Source organism: Colwellia sp. BRX9-1 (assembly GCF_014077195.1).
GTDB lineage: Bacteria > Pseudomonadota > Gammaproteobacteria > Enterobacterales > Alteromonadaceae > Colwellia_A.
Window position 1 is genome coordinate 1 of sequence record NZ_JACGVM010000023.1, and the last position, 18831, is coordinate 18831.

At 38.2% G+C, this 18831-nt stretch carries 20 protein-coding genes; 11 read left to right on the top strand and 9 right to left on the bottom strand.

Features of this window, described 5'->3' with window-relative positions:
* Positions 1-330: 330 nt before the first annotated feature.
* Positions 331-1248 carry an AraC family transcriptional regulator gene (locus H4J76_RS16820; protein ID WP_182218193.1) on the bottom strand — a complete coding sequence of 306 codons (918 nt, stop codon included), beginning with the start codon at positions 1246-1248 and terminating at the stop codon, positions 331-333.
* Between the two features lie 117 nt (positions 1249-1365).
* Between H4J76_RS16820 and H4J76_RS16825 the strand changes: the two genes are divergently transcribed.
* Positions 1366-2730 carry an MATE family efflux transporter gene (locus tag H4J76_RS16825; protein ID WP_182218194.1) on the top strand — a complete coding sequence of 455 codons (1365 nt, stop codon included), beginning with the start codon at positions 1366-1368 and terminating at the stop codon, positions 2728-2730.
* A 588-nt stretch (positions 2731-3318) separates the two neighbouring features.
* Entirely contained in the window at positions 3319-5352 is a 2034-nt protein-coding gene (locus H4J76_RS16830; RefSeq protein ID WP_182218196.1) for a glycoside hydrolase family 97 protein, read from the top strand.
* 64 nt (positions 5353-5416) lie between these two features.
* Here H4J76_RS16830 and H4J76_RS16835 read toward each other — a convergent pair whose 3' ends face one another.
* Both H4J76_RS16835 and H4J76_RS16840 read right to left on the bottom strand, forming a co-directional pair.
* Positions 5417-5755, bottom strand: a complete 339-nt coding sequence (locus H4J76_RS16835; RefSeq protein WP_182218198.1) for a DUF1294 domain-containing protein — start codon at positions 5753-5755, stop codon at positions 5417-5419.
* Positions 5756-5944: 189 nt separating this feature from the next.
* Complete coding sequence (locus tag H4J76_RS16840; RefSeq protein WP_182218200.1) at positions 5945-6193, bottom strand: hypothetical protein; 249 nt, start codon at positions 6191-6193, stop codon at positions 5945-5947.
* Positions 6194-6365: 172 nt separating this feature from the next.
* Between H4J76_RS16840 and H4J76_RS16845 the strand changes: the two genes are divergently transcribed.
* Entirely contained in the window at positions 6366-6539 is a 174-nt protein-coding gene (locus tag H4J76_RS16845) for a DUF3545 family protein (protein WP_157470826.1), read from the top strand.
* Positions 6540-6594: 55 nt separating this feature from the next.
* Here H4J76_RS16845 and H4J76_RS16850 read toward each other — a convergent pair whose 3' ends face one another.
* Positions 6595-7077 (bottom strand): GNAT family N-acetyltransferase, encoded by a 483-nt coding sequence (locus H4J76_RS16850; protein ID WP_182218202.1) that lies wholly within the window; start codon positions 7075-7077, stop codon positions 6595-6597.
* 248 nt (positions 7078-7325) lie between these two features.
* On the opposite strand from H4J76_RS16850, the gene H4J76_RS16855 reads away from it, so the two are divergent.
* The 4 genes from H4J76_RS16855 (at position 7326) to H4J76_RS16870 (ending at position 11196) form a co-directional block, all read left to right on the top strand.
* Positions 7326-8837 carry a dipeptidase gene (locus H4J76_RS16855; protein ID WP_182230999.1) on the top strand — a complete coding sequence of 504 codons (1512 nt, stop codon included), beginning with the start codon at positions 7326-7328 and terminating at the stop codon, positions 8835-8837.
* Positions 8838-8870: 33 nt separating this feature from the next.
* Positions 8871-9608, top strand: a complete 738-nt coding sequence (locus H4J76_RS16860; protein ID WP_182218206.1) for an SDR family NAD(P)-dependent oxidoreductase — start codon at positions 8871-8873, stop codon at positions 9606-9608.
* A 180-nt stretch (positions 9609-9788) separates the two neighbouring features.
* The gene (locus H4J76_RS16865) at positions 9789-10655 is read left to right on the top strand and encodes an amidohydrolase (RefSeq protein WP_182218208.1); all 867 of its coding nucleotides are present in this window, start codon (positions 9789-9791) and stop codon (positions 10653-10655) included.
* An 82-nt stretch (positions 10656-10737) separates the two neighbouring features.
* The gene (locus H4J76_RS16870) at positions 10738-11196 is read left to right on the top strand and encodes an Lrp/AsnC family transcriptional regulator (RefSeq protein WP_182218210.1); all 459 of its coding nucleotides are present in this window, start codon (positions 10738-10740) and stop codon (positions 11194-11196) included.
* Positions 11197-11255: 59 nt separating this feature from the next.
* On the opposite strand, the gene H4J76_RS16875 is transcribed toward H4J76_RS16870, so the two are convergent.
* The 3 genes from H4J76_RS16875 to H4J76_RS16885 form a co-directional block, all read right to left on the bottom strand.
* Positions 11256-12440 carry a mandelate racemase/muconate lactonizing enzyme family protein gene (locus H4J76_RS16875; RefSeq protein ID WP_182218212.1) on the bottom strand — a complete coding sequence of 395 codons (1185 nt, stop codon included), beginning with the start codon at positions 12438-12440 and terminating at the stop codon, positions 11256-11258.
* An 84-nt stretch (positions 12441-12524) separates the two neighbouring features.
* Positions 12525-13295: a class II aldolase/adducin family protein gene (locus tag H4J76_RS16880; RefSeq protein WP_182170845.1), complete on the bottom strand. Its 771-nt coding sequence runs from the start codon at positions 13293-13295 to the stop codon at positions 12525-12527.
* A gap of 127 nt (positions 13296-13422) precedes the next feature.
* Positions 13423-13596, bottom strand: coding sequence for a hypothetical protein (locus H4J76_RS16885; protein ID WP_182170842.1), 174 nt, complete (start codon positions 13594-13596; stop codon positions 13423-13425).
* Between the two features lie 100 nt (positions 13597-13696).
* Here H4J76_RS16885 and H4J76_RS16890 point away from each other — a divergent pair, with 100 nt between their 5' ends.
* The 4 genes from H4J76_RS16890 (at position 13697) to H4J76_RS16905 (ending at position 17591) form a co-directional block, all read left to right on the top strand.
* On the top strand, positions 13697-14923 hold the full coding sequence (locus H4J76_RS16890) for a threonine/serine exporter ThrE family protein (protein ID WP_070374419.1): 1227 nt from the start codon (positions 13697-13699) through the stop codon (positions 14921-14923).
* Positions 14924-14935: 12 nt separating this feature from the next.
* Positions 14936-15550: a TetR/AcrR family transcriptional regulator gene (locus H4J76_RS16895; RefSeq protein ID WP_182218213.1), complete on the top strand. Its 615-nt coding sequence runs from the start codon at positions 14936-14938 to the stop codon at positions 15548-15550.
* Positions 15551-15562: 12 nt separating this feature from the next.
* The gene (locus tag H4J76_RS16900) at positions 15563-16171 is read left to right on the top strand and encodes a PilZ domain-containing protein (protein ID WP_070374421.1); all 609 of its coding nucleotides are present in this window, start codon (positions 15563-15565) and stop codon (positions 16169-16171) included.
* A 124-nt stretch (positions 16172-16295) separates the two neighbouring features.
* Positions 16296-17591, top strand: coding sequence for a Xaa-Pro peptidase family protein (locus H4J76_RS16905; RefSeq protein WP_182218215.1), 1296 nt, complete (start codon positions 16296-16298; stop codon positions 17589-17591).
* A gap of 111 nt (positions 17592-17702) precedes the next feature.
* Here H4J76_RS16905 and H4J76_RS16910 read toward each other — a convergent pair whose 3' ends face one another.
* Both H4J76_RS16910 and H4J76_RS16915 read right to left on the bottom strand, forming a co-directional pair.
* Positions 17703-18293 (bottom strand): LysE family translocator, encoded by a 591-nt coding sequence (locus tag H4J76_RS16910; protein ID WP_182218216.1) that lies wholly within the window; start codon positions 18291-18293, stop codon positions 17703-17705.
* A gap of 305 nt (positions 18294-18598) precedes the next feature.
* Positions 18599-18805, bottom strand: coding sequence for a cold-shock protein (locus tag H4J76_RS16915; protein ID WP_070374424.1), 207 nt, complete (start codon positions 18803-18805; stop codon positions 18599-18601).
* Between the last annotated feature and the right edge of the window lie 26 nt (positions 18806-18831).

Consider the following 18831-nt stretch of genomic DNA (forward strand, 5'->3'; position numbering starts at 1 on the left):
CACACGGTAAAGCAAATGCCCAAGCTTGTTTGAATAGCGCGTAAACATAGCTACATTCAAAAACAGCAAGAAAAATACAGCTACCTTGGGGGAGAAGTAAAGCTTGCCTGAAATTCACTCATTTAATCAACATCTATAAAAATCGATATGCAAAGGCTTACAAGATGAAATACATGCATTGTTGTTGGCCAATGGATAGCGTGTTTCAGAGCATTATCATTGTGTAGCATTATCATTGTGTAGCATTATTATGGGTGGCATAGTAATTTTTTCAGAGCATTATTATTGCTAGAATTATCATGGGTGGCATAGTAATTTCAGACCTAAATATTATCTTTGCTCATCATTTTCAATGGCATTATGTTGAAAAGTATTTTTCTGTTCTTTACGCCAGCGACCAGGGCTTAAACCATAGTCTTTCTTAAAACGGTGAGCAAAGCTTGCACTATCGCCATAGCCTACGGTGTCAGCTATTTGATCAAGATTATATTGTGTATAACGAAGTAAGTAGCAAGCGTATTCTAGGCGAGTGTGAGTTAATAGTTTGATTGGTGTCATCCCCATTTCTTTCTTACATAAACGAAAGAAGTGCGGCTCAGACATATGCATTTCTGTAGCTAATTGCTTAACAGTCCACGGCAGTTGCAATTGCTTATTTACACGACGTATTAGAGAGTGAAATTTTTGTTGTTGCTTTGTTAGTTGCTGCCCCATGTTCAGTGTTTGCGCAATTTGATAAATTAAAACTTCGACTAAGCGCAATACAATATCTGATTGATACATACTCTCGCCGTGTTTGAATTCTCTAATAAGTGACATCGTTTGATAAAGCTTCTCTGCATTCGCACTGGAATAAACGGAAGGTTGAAGTTTATGAACAAACTTATATTCAGAACAGTCATGCAGTAATAGCCAACACATATCCCAGTACTTCCCCGAAAGTTCATACAAAAAAGGGGTTCCTGCTGGCAGTAAAAGCACACTACCGGGTTTAACTAAATATTCGTTGTTACCAAACTTGATCTTTCCCTCTCCTGCATGAGTAGAAATTAAGTAATGAACACGCCTATTGCTGTTTTCATTACCTAAACAAACTTCTCCTTTACCTGTTTTGCCTATTTGATATTCAGTTTGTAAATACGACAACCCCGCAATGGCTATGAAACTATCAGCTTGCCCTGGTAATTTATCAAAATTAATAAAATCCTCAATACAATCAGGATGAACATTTAAAATATCTTGCCACATAGAATTACCAAAATGATAGTTTTAAACATGATACATGACAATTTCACTTATGTTTTTTTTATCACTATATTTTATAATTCTATGCAATATTATAGTAACCCCTAATGACTAAAACCAATGCGTAACATCGAACCTTCATCATTAAAGCAAAGCATTAAATTAGCTTGGCCTATCTCTTTACAAAGCATATTGGTCACCATGCTAGGCATGAGTGACATAATGATGGTTGGGCATTTAGGCGATACGGCCGTTGCTTCTGTTGGGCTGGGTAACCGAATTCAATTTGTTTTTTTAATCATTTTAGCGGGACTCGCTTCAGGTGTTGGTACTTTATCTGCGCAACACTTTGGCGCGGGTCAAATTGGTGTGATTAGACAAGTCATTGTTAAAACGCTTGTTATTGCAGCAGGGATTTTACTGCCTATATTACTCATTACTTTCTTGTTTTCTGACAATATCATGGGTATTGCCACAACAGATCCCAGCGTTATAAAAGCAGGAACAAACTACCTTTGGCTGACCATGCCTAGCTTAATTTTTGTTGTCATTGTGATGATATTTGAAAACGCGTTAAGGGGTCTTGGGCAAGTAGTCTTCCCCATGTTAATTAGTACCATAGCGATTATTACCAATATTATTTTAAACTATTGGTTAATCAAAGGTGGCTTAGGTATAGAGCCAATGGGTGTTATTGGCGCTGCGCTAGCAACACTAATTGCGCGAGCACTTCATGCTTTATTAATACTGGTCTACTTAGCAAAGGTTAAGCACAGTATTTTTCCAACAACGTTCTTTTGTGTTAGTTTTTATAACAAACAAGAGTGGACTAAATTACTCACCTTAGTTTGGCCTATGATGCTAAGTTTTGGCGTGTGGTCATTAGGCACTTTTGTATATCAACTGATATATGGACGTATTGGAACACAAGAACTTGCTGTAATGAGTCTATTAGCGCCAATGGAAGGATTATTGGTTTCATTCTTTTTTGGTTTTGCTTCTGCTTGCGCTATTTTAGTTGGGCAGCGCTTAGGTAGAAACGAATTTATAACGGCATGGGTTTTAGCAAAATATTACGCCATTAGTGCGCCAATTGTTACCTTTTTATTAGCCTTAATTTTACTTCAATGTGAGTCTTTAGTCTTTATGCCTTATAGCAATTTGTCTCCAGAAACAATGGCATTGTCCCATGATGTTTTTGTATTGATCACCTTTGGCACTTGCTTGAAAGTATTTAACTTAACTATGTCTATGGGGATATTACGCGCAGGTGGTGATAACAAATATTGCATGTTAATTGATATATCAGGCATGTGGATTTTAAGCATTCCATTAACTTTGGCGGCGGCATTTTACTTTAAGTTACCACTATATTGGGTAGTTCTTATCTCTTACTCTGAAGAAATAACTAAAGCATTTATGTTTGTTTTCAGAATGAGAACGAAGCTTTGGTTAAAAAACCTAACGGCTGAAAGTGTTGCCTAGTAGAACCGATTCGATTAAGTTGCACACAGCTAAAACTTGAGAAACCAATGTATCTTTCTAAGTTGTAATCAAACCAGAAAGTCGTAAAATCTACATTGCAGTCACTCACCTTTTCTAAAATTCAGATGAAATATAGTATTAGTTCTATGGCGAAAACGCCCCTTATAGCCATAGAATTAAAATTTATGTTAGCTTTAAGATCTGAAAGTTGACGTTTGAAATTTTGACTGCTCTTATTCCGCAATACGCTCGCAGAACACGTTAACACAGTTATTTTATGATGTGTTTCGAATAATTATTAAGGTTCACTTATGCTAGACGTCAGGTTCCAACTTTATTTGGAATGGTTCGGGTACTTTTTTAATAAATAAAACTTACTGCCACATTTTTTCTCTTTTTATTCAGAAAAGCCCATTTTTGCTCAACGGTATAAATCGGCTTGCTTGGTTTTTTTGTTTCGATCTTTATTTGGCTTCTACACTAATGGGTAATTAATTAGCGATAAACTTATGAATACGTATGTAGCTTAGCTGTAAATTGGTGTCAGTCCTTTATGCTTGATGTAATAAAAAAACATCAGGAATATCCATGAAAAAAATTATACTCAGCCTTACTTTACTGATTTCATCTCACAGTTTATTTGCACAAACCCTTAAGTTAGCGTCACCCGACGGAAAAATAATTCTCAGTGTTAGTGACCAAGGAAAACCTAATTACGAAATGAGCTTTTTAGGTGAAAGCATTATAAAACCCTCCCGCTTAGGCCTAGCATTCAAAGATACTATCGCTTTTAGTGACGGTTTTACTATTTTATCGAGTGAAACCCAATCAGCCAAAGAAGTATGGCAATTACCTTGGGGTGAACGTAAAAATGTGACTGATGAACACAATGAATTATTAGTGACTTTTTCGAAGAATAATAAAAAAAACACTAAAGAATTCAAGGTACGTTTTCGTTTGTTTAATGACGGCATTGGTTTTCGTTACGAAGTGCCAAAACAACAAGATATTGATCACGTTGAAATCATTAATGAATTCACCGAATTTGTTGTAAACGACGCGGATAAAGCGACCGCATGGTGGATTCCAGCACGTGGCTGGAATCGTTATGAATACATTTATAATACCACCAAGCTAGCTTCGGTTGACCGCGCTCATACACCTTTTACTTTTAAACTAGACTCGGGCATTCACCTTAGTATCCATGAAGCGGCATTAGTTGATTATGCTGCTATGACGATTAACCAAAAGCGTCCTGGTGTCTTAAAAGCCGATTTAACACCTTGGTCAGACGGCATTTTAGTTAAAACAAAAACCAATTTCAAAAGTCCATGGCGTACTATTCAAGTCAGTAAAGATGCGGTTGGCTTACTCAATTCTGACCTGATATTAAACCTTAATGAACCGAATAAATTAGGTGATGTATCTTGGGTTGAACCGGCTAAATATTTGGGGATTTGGTGGGGAATGCACATTAACGCCAACACCTGGGGCAGTGGCGACAAACACGGTGCAACCACCAGTGAAACCATGCGTTATATCGACTTTGCCGCTGAACATGGTTTTTCTGGGGTTTTGGTTGAAGGCTGGAACCTAGGCTGGGATGGCGACTGGTTTTTCAACGGCGACGTGTTTAATTTCAGTAAAGCTTATGATGATTTTGATATTGCTGCCGTATCAGCTTACGGTGAAAAGAAAGGGGTTCAATTAATTGGCCACCATGAAACCTCAGGTAATGTGACTAATTATCGTAATCAAATGAGTGATGCTTATGCACTTTATGAAAAGTACGGCGTAAGACAAGTAAAAACAGGTTATGTTGCTGACGGTGGCGATATTAAACGCATTGATGAAAAAGGCATAGTTCACAAAGAATGGCATGACGGCCAGTTCATGGTGAGTGAGTATTTACACAGTATTACTGAAGCAGCGAAACACAAAATTAGTATTAACACCCACGAACCGATTAAAGATACCGGTTTGCGCAGAACCTACCCTAACTGGATTTCAAGAGAAGGTGCTCGCGGCCAAGAATTTAATGCTTGGGGCACACCACCAAACCCGCCTGAGCACACCACCATTTTACCCTTTACTCGCATGTTAGCTGGACCAATGGATTTTACACCAGGCATCTTCGATATGAGTTTTAATGGTTTGGGTGATAAAAGTAATCGCCCACAAACTACGCTAGCAAAACAATTAGCATTATACGTGGTGCTTTATAGCCCTATTCAAATGGCGGCTGATTTACCTAAAAACTATCAAGCAAATTTAGCCGCATTTCAATTTATTAAAGATGTACCAACCGATTGGCATGAGAGTATAGCGATTGCTGGTGAGGTCGGTGAATATGTTGCTTTTGCTCGTCAAGAAAGGGGGGGTAATGATTGGTTTGTTGGCGCATTAACCGATGAGCAAGCACGCACGTTAACATTGCCGTTAAATTTTCTTGATAAGAATAAGCGCTATCAAGCACAAATTTATCGCGATGGTAAAAACGCAGAGTGGATTAACAATCCCTATGAAATGATCATTGAAAACAGGCAAGTCACCGCTAACGACCAATTAGTCTTACCCTTGGCGACAAGTGGCGGTGCTGCGATTCGTTTCAAAGCATTATAATCAATTGATATTTATAACTTAAATAGCGTAAAGAGTAGCACAAGTCTTACTTGTGCTACTCTTTTTACAACCCCGGATACTGAGAATACCCCAAAGCCACAACATTAATAAAAATAGCGAGCCAGAGCACAAATATAAAAGGCCGTTTTTGAGTTTTATGTCGAAAAGCTTGTTGAGCTAATAGCGCTCCTGGCCATCCGCCAAGTAGCGCAAAGACCTGTAGTGTTTTTTCTGAGATGCGCCATCGCTCTTTTATCGCATTTCTTTTGTCGATGCCATAAAGTACAAATGTTAGTAAACTTAAGCTCAAGTAACTCACTAGCACCCATAACGCTATTTCTTGCATCATAAAGAGCAGACCAAGAGCCATTAAAAATAAAACAACAACACTTTTTGAAAACATATTTATAGCTCGCACAATATACTTTGTAAGCACAACGCTAGTCATTAGCGGTGGTTACCATAGTTTATCGATAAGAGTTCATCGATATACTGGTTGAAGATAAAATTAAAAAAACCGATTATTTACCAATAGTCGGTTTTGATTCACTTTCTTACTTGTTAAATATCAATTGACGATAAGTTTTTAAAATCAACTAGATGGGCGTTCTTTCTTGAGTTTAATAATCAAGTCGATATGAGGAATAAGCTCTTCTATTTCTCGAATATGATCCCGCAAGCTTTCCCATTGCGTTAATTCTAATTTACCCGAGTCTAATATGGCGAGTTTTAGTTCACTGACTAACGAATTCTCATCGACTTGCTCTATAAACTCATTAATACGTAATAGGTTGTCTAATTCTGCTTGAGAAATTATTTCTATATCACTACTTTTTTTCATCGCTAACTCTTTAAAAAAACACTATAAAAACAAGTATAGCCAAGCTTTATTTTTTTGCTCAACATCGATAAAGCTAAAGGTATTTTAATTGTCACAATTTAGTAAGAAAAAAGTCATATTCAACTTGTAAAGTGCCTCACGTTAACTAAATAAAGCTCAACAAGGGATACTCATGGAACATAATAACTTTGATGAATATGATGAAATATTTAGCCTTTTCGACGGTTTACTCACGGATCAAAAAGAATCGCGCTCACGAAAAAGAAAGTGGCGAGAAATTGAAACGTATAAAGATAGAAAACGATTACGCCAAGAGCTTCATGATTTACAAGATTACTCGTCTTAATCATTAGCGTTTGGAGTAAGTAGACATTACTCCAAACTCTGCATAATTTAATCCGTTATGATTGGGCAAAATCAACCAAGGTTTTGCCCGTCATACGGTAACCTACCCATTCATCTTGAGACACAGCACCTATCGCTTGATAAAAGTCACGTGAGGGCTTATTCCAATCTAAACAGCTCCATTCAAAACGTGCACAATCATTATCAATAGCGGTTTTTGCCATGTTTTTTAATAATTTTAAACCCGCTCCTTTCCCTCTATGCTCTGGCGTTACGTATAAATCTTCAAGGTATAAACCTGACTTTGCTAACCACGTTGAATAATTATAAAAATAAATCGCCATACCAATAGCCACACCATCGAGTTCACAAATTAAGCCGTGTACTTGTGTATTTGTACTAAACATACTGTCTTTTATGGTTTCAACTGTTGCGTACACTTCATGTTCAGCTTTTTCATAAATAGCGAGTTCTTTAATAAAAGTGAATAAAAGCTCGGCATCATCTATGCTTGCTTCACGTATCGTTATCTCAGACATTTTACTTCCTTATTTTCTTCATTAATTTTTTCCATAGCATACCAGTACCAAGATATTTAAACACCTGCTCTGCAATGCCACATAAATAAACAACAAGGTTGAACTAATATCAAAAATTAGCTCTAAGTAAGAGATTAAAAGATAATTAAACACTTCTGGTAAACTTTTTAAAGTTTGTCTCTGTTTAGTAAATCACTTTATCGATACAATATAACAAATGAGTTATCGCCATTAAAAAAGGAAAGTCTGTGTTCAATAAAATAGCTTCACTCGCCTTATTCACCTTTATCACTTTACCGGTATTTTCAGCAGAGGTCAGCTCGACAGCAAAGTTAACCGCCGATTACGCCGTGCAAACCTATCAAAAATCTATGGTTGCTAGCTTAGCCGAGTTAGTAAAATACAATACCTTAGCAATTGATGGTGTTTCGGCTAATGACAACCCTGAACATATAGCTTTTAAAGCCGAGTTAAAAAAACAAGCTGAAGATTTAGGCTTTGATTATACCGACGACGGTTATGTTGTTGTTATTGGCTTAGGCGAAAGCACAGAGCGCTTAGGAATAATTACCCACGGTGACGTACAACCAGTAAACCCCAAAAAATGGCAAAAATCTCCGTTTGAACTTGATACAACTTCAGAGCCCGGCAAACTTATCGCTCGCGGTACCGAAGATGATAAAGGGCCAATATCAACCGCGCTCTTTGCAATGAAAGCCATTAAAGACAAAAATATAACGCTCGACAAGCGTATTGAATTGTATGTTTACATGGCAGAGGAATCAGACTGGGGTCCATTAGAAGCTTATATTAAGACCCATACATTGCCACAAATCAATATTACCATTGACGCTGAATACCCTGTTGTCACCGCTGAAAAAGGCTACGGGACAATAAAAATAGCCTTTAATAAAAATAAATATACCGGTTTAGATGCTTACCTCAGTGAATTTAGTGGTGGTTTTTTTGGTAGTCAAATACCTGAAGATGCTAAAGCGGTGATTGAAAATGCTGACCTTAGTTTACTGCAACAACTGATGGATAAGGCAAGAGAATACCAAGGTGTTAGTTTTGATTTAGAATTAAAAGGAAGCACCTTAACGATTACAGCACTAGGAAAATCAGCTCATTCATCGAAGCCAGAAGAAGGCCTAAATGCCATTCCATTTTTAGCGGGTTTATTATCGCAAACTCGCTGGCCTAGCAATGGTGCAGGTACATTAGTTAACTTTATTAATGACAATATTGGTTTAGGCTTAGAAGGGAAAAAGTTTGGTAATATAGCCTACAGTGATGACTTTATGGGACCTATGACGGTTTCACCCACTGTTATTAAGCAATTGAAAAATAATATTGAATTGAATATTAATATTCGTCGTCCGCGTGGTAAATCAGCGCAACAGCTAACGGAAGAAATTAATCACGTCATCGCGACTTGGAAACTAACAAATATGGCTGACATTACCGAGCTTGAACATTATATTGGTGACCCTTTTATTCAAAACGATGCACCACATATTGACACATTACTGGCTGTATTTTCACACTTTACCGGTATAAAGGACGCTAAGCCTATTGCTATCGGTGGCGGCACAAATTCACGCTTATTTCCAAATGCAGTAAGCTTTGGGCCATCAATGCCAAATGCTAATTATACCGGCCATTCTGAGCATGAATTTATTACCATGAAACAGTTCGTTTTAAATTTAAAAATGTACACCGCCGCTTTAGTTGAAATGGCTGCAGCCAAAACACAGTAACGAGTAGTGCAGCACTAAAGAACAGGAGAGGTTATGAAAAAAACATGTATTGTTACCGGTGGAAGTTCAGGTATTGGTCTAAGCATAGTGCAATTATTTACGGATAAAGGCTATCAGGTTTTTAATTTAGACTTACAACCAAGCAACCTTGCCACACTGCGCGGTGCTGATATTAACTGTGACATCAGTAATGTTGAGCAAGTACAAAGTATTATCAGTAATATAGCTAAAACAGCGACTATTGATGTTTTAGTCTCGAATGCTGGCATTCACTTTTCAGGAAATATTGAGAACACCTCAGCCGCTGATTTAGATAAAGTCCTTAACATTAATGTTAAGGGCGCGTATGCCGCGATAAAAGCGGTACTCCCCCATATGAAAGCCAATAAAAATGGCGCTATTATCTTAATGGCATCTGACCAAGCATTAATTGCCAAGCAAAATTCATTTGCCTATAACATTAGTAAAGTCGCGCTCGCTTCGATAGCAAAAACCACCGCGCTTGATTACGCTAGCTTTAACATTCGTGCCAATGCTGTGTGCCCCGGCACAATAGAGACCCCTTTGTATCATCAAGCGATTGATAATTATTGTCAACGCTCTGGCGCTAACAAAGCAGAGGTTCACGCTGAAGAAGCGGCTTTACAGCCGTTAGGTCGTTTAGGTCAACCCGAAGAAGTCGCTGAATTAGTTTATTTTTTAGCATCAGATAAAGCTAAGTTTATCACTGGTAGTTTACAAGTGATTGATGGTGGTTATACTGCGCAATAATTCACTTGGTAGGTATAACAACAGCTAGCGTTTAACGACAGTTCAAAGAGAATACTAGAAATTGCGATACCCTTTTTTTTATTGGTAATAACAACTAAGTGGCAACTTCTCTGAAGGAAAATTCAGCAGGATGTTTTCATTGATACATTTCAGTTCAGGCGTTAATGAACATAGGGTAATATGAAAATAATTGATCCTCACTTGCATTTATTTAACCTTGAACAAGGCCACTATCAGTGGTTAAAAGCTGATAGTCCACCTTACTGGTCAGATAAAAAAACCATTAGACAAAGTTTCACAGAAAAGGACTTAGCTTTATCTGTTCCTCTGCAACTTGCGGGTTTTGTTCACATCGAAGCCGGATTTGATAATCAACAGCCTTGGCGAGAAATTGCTTGGTTAGAAGATAGCTGTTCCCTACCCTTTAGAGCTATTGCTGGCGTTAATTTACTTTTACCAACAAGCGAGTTTCAACAAATACTAGATAAGCTTGATAAATTTGAGTCCGTAGTCGGTGTTCGTGACATTCTAGATGAAAATGCCTGCGCATATTTATCAAATTCGCACGTTAAGGAAAACTTAGCCCGACTTGCCCAGCAGCAGTTGATTTTTGAATGCCAAATGGCGTTAACTGATGTGGTAGCGACCGAACAATTAATAGCTATTATCAATGAACTGCCGACACTAAAATTAGTCATTAATCATGCAGGTTGGCCACCCGAAGATATTGACAGTAAACAATGGCAAGATTGGCAAAGTGGCATACAAGCACTAAGTGGTTATGAAAATGTTGCCATTAAATGCTCGGGGTTTGAAATGGTTAATCGTCAATATAGTGCCTCGTGGCAACAGCATGTGATCAAACATTGTTTAGCTACCTTTGGTTTAGATAAAACCATGCTAGCCAGTAATTTTCCTTTGTGTTTATTTAAAAGTAGTTATCAAAAAAACTGGATAACCCATTTCGAAAACCAACCATTATCAACAACTGAGCTTGAATTATTATGTTATAAAAATGCCTTGCGCATCTATCAAATTCCTATTTAAGCTATAAATTAAGAAGAAAAATCTACCCATAAGACCTTGGATAAAATACTATTTCATTACTTCGCACTTTCATGGTGAATTAATGGATAACTTCGACAGAAAAATTCTTAAAATATTACAAAATGACTGTACGCAGCCAGTCAGTGAGGTTGCCGCTCAAGTGGGGCTTTCAACAACCCCATGCTGGCGACGTATTCAAACTATGGAGAAAAATGGTGTTATAAAAGGGCGGGTTGCCTTGGCCGATCCTGAAAAGTTAAATGTTGGCTTAACCGTTTTTGTGATGATTAAAACCAACCAGCATAATTCTGATTGGCTTGATGATTTCAGTATCAATTCAAAAGCGTTTCCAGAAATTACCGAGTTTTATCGAATGAGTGGCGAAGTAGACTATTTACTACGTGTCGTTGTTTCTGATATGAAAGCCTACGATGCTTTTTATAAAAAACTCATCGGCCAAGCCAGCTTTGCCGATATTAGCTCAAGCTTTGCCATGGAAGAAATTAAATATACGACCGCACTACCCGTTGATTATATCTAACGCGTGATAAAAAAGGATGGCGATTAGCCATCCTTTTTACCTTCAGATATTGAAGCTGATTACTTTAATGAATTAACCGTAACATGCGGTGAGCGTTTCACGACTTCGTCATTTAATTCAATGCCTAAACCTGGTACTTCTGTCACTTGGAAAAAGCCATTTATCGGTTGTGGGTCTTGCAAACACAATTCACGATTCCAATGCTTAGTCGCATAAGTATGATGCTCATGAATTAAAAAGTTAGGAATTGCTGTTTCTAAATGCAAAGACGCTGCTGTTGCTACTGGGCCGCCACAAACATGGGCTTGAATACGAATATCATAGACATCAGCATAGTCACAGACTTTTTTAGACTCGGTAAAACCACCACATAAACCCACATCGGGTTGAAGCACATCAATACTTTGATCTTCAAAATACTGGCGTACATCCCAACGATGATATAAACGTTCACCACCGGCAATGGGGACATTAACCCGTTCAGCCACTTTTTTATGCACTTTCGCGTTTAAATAATTAACCGGCTCTTCGTACATCATACAGCCAACTTCTTCAACAATTTCGCCCATTTGAATCGCAGAAGCAGCGCCCATTAATGAATGTGATTCGAAAATAATATCAACATCTTCACCGACGGCATCACGAATAGCGCGTAATCGGTCTCCAAATAAACGCATCTGCGGCTTGGTAAATAATTTAGTGCGATCGAACGATGATGTGCCATCGGCATTATAAACAATAGGGTCTACTTTTACCGCGTCGTAGCCTTCAGCTACCGCTTTTAATGCAGCTTCAGCATATTCTTCTGGTAAAAATAACTTCTTAACTTCAACGTCCCAATCAAACTGTAATTGGCTAGCGTAGGTACGTAATTTATCATTAACTTTGCCGCCAAGCAGTTGATAGACAGGCACACCTAATGCCTTACCTTTAATATCCCAAAGTGCGGTATCAATAGCACTCATTGCAGAATAAAGCACCGGCCCACCACCTAATCCCCAGAAACTTTCGCGCAGCATTCGAGACCATAACAATTCGGTTCTAAAAGGGTCAAAACCAATTAAAACCGCTTCGGTAATTTCTTTAATCATCGCCGCTGCAGCACTATGCCCCCAATCGTAAGCAAGACCTGCTTCACCAACCCCCGAGATACCTTCATCGGTATGAACACGAATAAAAACAGGGTTCCAACCGGCGCGATCTGGACATTCAATATCAAAAATTTCTACGTGAGTGACTTTCATTTTATCTTCTCTAAATATGTGAGTGTTTGTCGCAGAGAACTTATTTCAATAGCGGCATAACGAGGTGTAAAGACAACTTTATTATTAGGTCGCAAAGCTAGGATCAGCGCGATAGACTTTCCTGACCATCGCCGGCCAAGCCTTTTGACCGCCGGTACTGCCCGTATGAACAATATTTGCTTGCGCTTTTATACCATCAACAATGCTTTGATCGACTAAAATGGTTGCCATACCGGTTGCCATTACTTGTAGTTGCACTTGACAAGCACGTGTTAAATCATACATATGCATAAAAGCATCGCCAATGGTTTCACCTAAAGTTAAACCACCATGGTTTCTTAATAACATAAAGTTTGCCGAGCCCAAGTTATTTTGTAAGCGAAGTTTTTCGTCAGCATTTACCGCTAAACCTTCGTAATCATGATAGCTAAGAGAAGCCAGTGCGAACATAGCGTATTGACTTAACGGCAACAAACCTTCTTGTAAACTTGCCACCGCAATGGTTTCATTAGTGTGTAAATGCAAGACACATTGCGCGTCATGGCGAGCTTCATGGACAGCGCTATGAATAGTAAAACCTGCAGGGTTAATTTCAAAAGGACATGCTGGGTCAATAATATTACCTGCTATATCTATTTTAACCAGATTCGATGCGGTAATTTCATCAAAAGCTAAACCGAAAGCATTAATGAGTAAATGCTCAGAATCAGGTATGCGTGCGGAGATATGAGTGTAAATCAAATCATCCCAGCCATGCATAGCGATAAGACGATAACAAGCCGCTAAATCGATGCGTGTTTGCCACTCTTGTGCTGACACTTTATTTTTTAAGTTAATCTGTGGGATAGTTAACATTAAAGTCCTTTAAAGAATTATTATTCTATAATTTTAAATCATCGATAATACAAATCAAACCGCTAGTGTAATAAATTACAATTAAAGGCTAGATAAAAATCAGCTAAGTTAAGCAAATTGGTATCAATTAAATAAACATCTTAATTAAACTACCAATGAGTAAAATAAACACCAAAATAGGAATGATTTTTGAATACTTAGCTTGCTCTTCTTCACCCATAGGTTTGCCAAAACGCTCACCTAAAATAACCATTAAGGCAATACCGGCAAAAACAGCTAATAAAATCATGATTAAAGTCATTATTTCTCCTATTATTAATCTCTAAACCAATTGCACATTGCATTAGCTAATTATTCAATTACCATAGCAAGATAACAAGCAAAAATATGTAAACAACAATATGACTGCACCTGATAACTTTGCTGAGAAGCGACGCTTTATTATAAGATTAGGCAAAGCTTTGCATAAGTTTGGCACGCCTGCTTATCGTCTTGAAGCACATCTTCAAGATGTTTCGACATTTCTCGAATTAAAAGCATGTTTTATCATCACACCCACGGCTCTGACTTTTGTCTTATCTGAAGATGAAGAGAACCAACAATATAATCATGTTATTCGAGTAAAGCCAGGTGATCTTGATTTAGGTTCACTGGCACGAACAGATGAACTAGTTGATGAATTAAGTTCGGGTCAACGCACGTTATCTGAGGCCATTGAACGACTTGATGATATCGCTAATAAACCCAACCCTTACGGTCGTTTTCTTACCTTTTTAGCGTTTGGTGCTTCAAGTGGTGCTTTTTCGATGCTAATGCACACCAGCTGGAATGATGTATTTTGGTCGGTATTATTAGGCTTTGTTGTTTGCTTATTTACCTTTTGGGCCGAATACTCACGCCGAGTTACCGAAACATTAGAACCGATTGCAGCTATTACCACCGCCCTACTAGCCTCGGCCATTACGCTAATTGACCCAAGTATTAATATGCCCTTGGTTATTCTTTCAGCCATCATTGCTTTTATCCCCGGCTTAGCATTAACGCTAGGCTTAGCTGAATTGGCCGCTCGACATCTGATGTCGGGTACTGCGCGTATTATGGACGCGGTAATGATGCTATTTAAGCTTTATTTTGGCGCGGTATTAGGCATGGCATTAGGAAAGTTATTTTGGGGCGAAGTGTTATATGTTACCCCCGCCAGCATGCCTGTTTGGACAGCATGGGCGGCAGTAACCACTTTATCTATAAGCTTAGTTATATTATTTCGCGTCCGTAAAAAAGACGCTCCATGGGGAATTATTTCTGGCTATGTTGCATTTGGTGCTAGCATTATTGGTGCCGCTTACTTAGGCCCTGCACTTGGCGCTTTCGTTGGTGCCTTTGTTTTAGGTATGTATGCTAATTTATTCTCACGCATTATGAGATTACCTTCAAGCATTGTTAAGCTATTAGGTTTAGTCGTGCTGGTGCCTGGAAGTAAAGTTTATATCGGCTTAAACAGTGCGGTATCCGGAGTGAATATGTTAAATACTAATAATATTGGTTCTGAAGCCTTCCTAATTTTTATGTCGCTTGTCGCTGGCCTTGTTTTTTCAAATGTTGCCTTACCTTCTCGTAAAACGTTGTAATAAAGTACGCTAATGAAACCAGTTAACAAAAAGACAGCATATCACCATGGCGACTTACGCAGTTCTCTCGTTGAAACGGGCGCCGAGATGATTGAAGAGGCAGGAATTGAAGGACTGTCATTACGTAAACTTGCTGAGCGTATTGGTGTTTCTCGTACAGCAACCTATCACCACTTCAAAAATAAAAATGATTTACTTTGTGCGATAGCTGCACTGGGGTTTATTCAATGGACAAGTATTTCTAATGCTATATTTGACGATAAAGAGCTTTCAGGAGAAGAAAAATTTCGTCAGTTTGTTCATCAGTACATAACATTTGCTACCGAAAATGCTTCAATTTACGAATTAATGTTTGGTAAAACAATTTGGAAAAAAAACAATAGCGATCAAGCTTTGCGTGATATCGCTTATCCTAGTTTTAATTACCAACTAGAAATGACCAAAACTTGGCAGCAACAAGGCTTATTGATTGAAGACGAAAATAGCTTACGTTTAGCACAGGTAACTTGGGGTACATTGCACGGTATTGTGCGTTTACTAATTGATGGAATTTACCTTGATACCAGCCATATTGATGAAATGTGTGAATGTGTCGTCAAGGTTTTTATTCACCAACAAAAATTATAATAAGGGTTAGGCATGTCTGAAGACAATAACAATAAAACCGCTCAGTTTGACCAGTTTTTTTCTATTAGTTATCCTTTCAATGTCAATGCAACTATCATTGAAACCGATACAGCGCCAAGTTATCAATGTTTTATGAACACCATGCCGATGCCGTTTAAAATGGCCTCTGAAATAGTCACCCTTGACCAAGCTGCATTGCGCCCACTGCAAACCCTTGGTAGCGTTGCGGGACAATTAGTTGATTATTTACATCATCAAGCTAAAAAAATAGACTTACTGGTTAGTTATATTTTGAGCGAGCAAGACAACGAAATGCAACGTTACCAAGGCACTCATTTTGGTGGTGGCGGCGTTATTTTTACCAGTAAAAATCTTTTTGATACCGGCCAATTTATTACCTTGAAAATATTTCTCCTTGATGATAATTGTGCAATTTACTGTTGTGGGGAAATAATTTCAGCAACAACTACAAGCGATGAACTCACTAGCTACAAAGTTATTTATCATCATATTAGAGAAGAAGACCGTGAAATATTAGTACGTTGTAGTCTTCATCAGCAATCAAAACAGTTGCAGGTTTTAGCGCAACAGCGCAATGAGCTATCAGCAAAAGAAAAGTAATTTAGCGCGTAAAAGTATTTCTCCGTTAAGTCTAGCTGATATAAAGCACACTTTAGCGCCTATTCCTTGTTGAGTAAGTCAAAAACCGTTAGCGTGATCACCATAAAATTTCAGGAAGATAGTTATGAACATGAATAAAAGATCTTTTTTAAAAGCGGGTGGTGCAAGCATTGCTGCGTTATCCGTATCAGCTTCAGCATTTGCCTCATCAACGAAAGAAAGTCAGTCAAATAGCCAAGTACTAAAAGACATCACCAAAGATGTTGCTGGCATTACTTCTGCAGAGCGTGAAGCTCGGATAGTAAAAGCTCAGCAATTAATGCAGCAAATGAATATTTCTGCGCTTATTATTGAGCCCGGTGCCGCCATGGATTATTTCTCTGGTATTCAATGGTGGCGCAGCGAACGCTTAACAGCTTTAGTGATCCCTCAACAAGGTAAAGTGGCGGTAGTTTGTCCCTTTTTTGAAGAGCCTAGTATTCAAGAAAGTTTAGCTATTGATGGCGACATTCGTGTTTGGCAAGAGCATGAAAGCCCGTTCGAGCGTATCAAACAAATACTAGCAGACCGAGGTATTAGCCTTACCAAAGGGACGATTGGTTTTGAAAACTCGGTACGTTATTTTGTTCAACACGGTGTAATGAGTTTATTATCAACTCTTCAACATGTCAGCGCAGAACCCGTTACGCGTGGTTGTCGCATTATTAAAAGTCACCATGAATTGCAACTGATGCATAAAGCTAATGAGGTAACACTATTAGCCTATAGCGAGGTATATTCAAAGTTAGAAGTGGGTATGACTTCTGCACAGGTTAAAAGCTTGATGAGTAATGCACAAGCTACGTTAGGGGGAAAAGGCGCGTGGAATATGGCCTTAATAGATCAAGCAAGTGCTTTCCCTCATGGCAGTAAAAAGAAGCATCTAATTAAAGAAGGTTCTATTGTATTAATGGACTGTGGCTGTAATGTCCATGGTTATCAGTCAGACATTAGCCGAACCTTTGTGATGGGTGAGCCAACAAAGCGTCAACGTGATGTTTGGCAAACGGTACGTACCGGCCAAAAAATAGCCTTTGAGCAAGCGCAAATAGGTAATGCTGCGGGTACTGTTGACGATGCGGTACGAAAATACTATCAAGCACAAGGATTCGGTCCTGATTATAAATTACCAGGTTTGTCGCACAGAACTGGTCATGGCATAGGTATGGAAGGTCATGAAAGCGTTAATTTTGTTCATGGTGAACAAGAAAAGTTAACAGCTGGTATGTGTTTTTCTAATGAGCCTGGCATTTATATACCTGGCGAATTTGGTGTAAGACTTGAAGACTGTATTTACATGACCGATAAAGGCCCACAGTGGTTTACTATTCCCCCAGACTCGCTAGATTCTCCGTTAGGTAAGCTTGCTAAACTCGCTTAACACACTATATATAATCTACAGTAGACTGTTTTTTAGCAAACTCATCAGTAACAGTGGCTTCACTTTATCCTAAAAAAAAGGAGTAACGGATCTTCCTTACTCCTCCTGTTTTTATAACGCAGGATACAATGAAATAACCAATAAAAGTGCCATGGTAATATTAAAAACTCTCAAGCGTTTTTGGTTAGTTAACAACACTTGTATTTTCTGCCCTAAAACAACCCAAGAACTGATGCAGGGTAAATTGATTAGCCCAAAGACAATCGCCACTAACAACACCGAGGTAAAACTCTTAGATGGAGCATAAAGGCTTATTGACGTTAGCGCCATTGTCCAAGCTTTAGGGTTAACCCATTGAAATAAAACAGCTTGAATAAAGCTAAAAGGTTTATGATTTGACGTTTGTTGTTCGACATGACTGGTAGAGCTAGCTATTTTGAATGCTAAGTAGAGTAAATAAACAATGCTGACCACTTTTAGTATTTGATAACTCACCGGGAAACGATCAAATAATTGAATAACACCTAGCCCAACTAAAGCAATCATCAGTGTAAATCCAATGCCAACTCCTAATAAGTGAGGGGTTGTTTTTTTGAAACCATAATTTGCACCAGAATTCATTAACATCAAGTTATTTGGCCCTGGTGTTATTGAAGACACAAAGGCAAAAATAGTTAAGGCTGATAGTATGTCTATATTCATTGTTATTTTGCTCTTAATTGTTTGAGAGACAGGTTAAATTTCAAGCTATTTTCACTTAAATGCTCAGATGTTATATCACAAAGTTATACTGGAAAATCACCTAAGGGCGCTTATTATTAATATAGGAGTTTTAAGTACTAAATATAGAGGCTGGATGACTTAACCCTTGGTAGTGGCAAAGATCAAAGAAGGCTGGGTAGATGTATCATTTTACATGGGGATAACGCATAGAAAAATATCTATAACGCATAGGTAAGTGGGTGAACATAGCCCTCCCATCTTACCCATTTGTTATATATTATTGCTTAGATAGCAACAACTTTATTTGCACATGGACCTTTTTGTCCTTGTCCAACTTCAAACTCAACAGCTTGGCCGTCAGCCAATGTAGCGTATTCACCGCCAGATTGGATTTCTGAATGATGAACAAACAAATCTTTACTGCCGTCTTCTGGAGTAATAAATCCGAAACCTTTATCCGCATTAAACCACTTAACTATACCTTTACTCATAACACTCTCTTTATCATTGGTGAAAA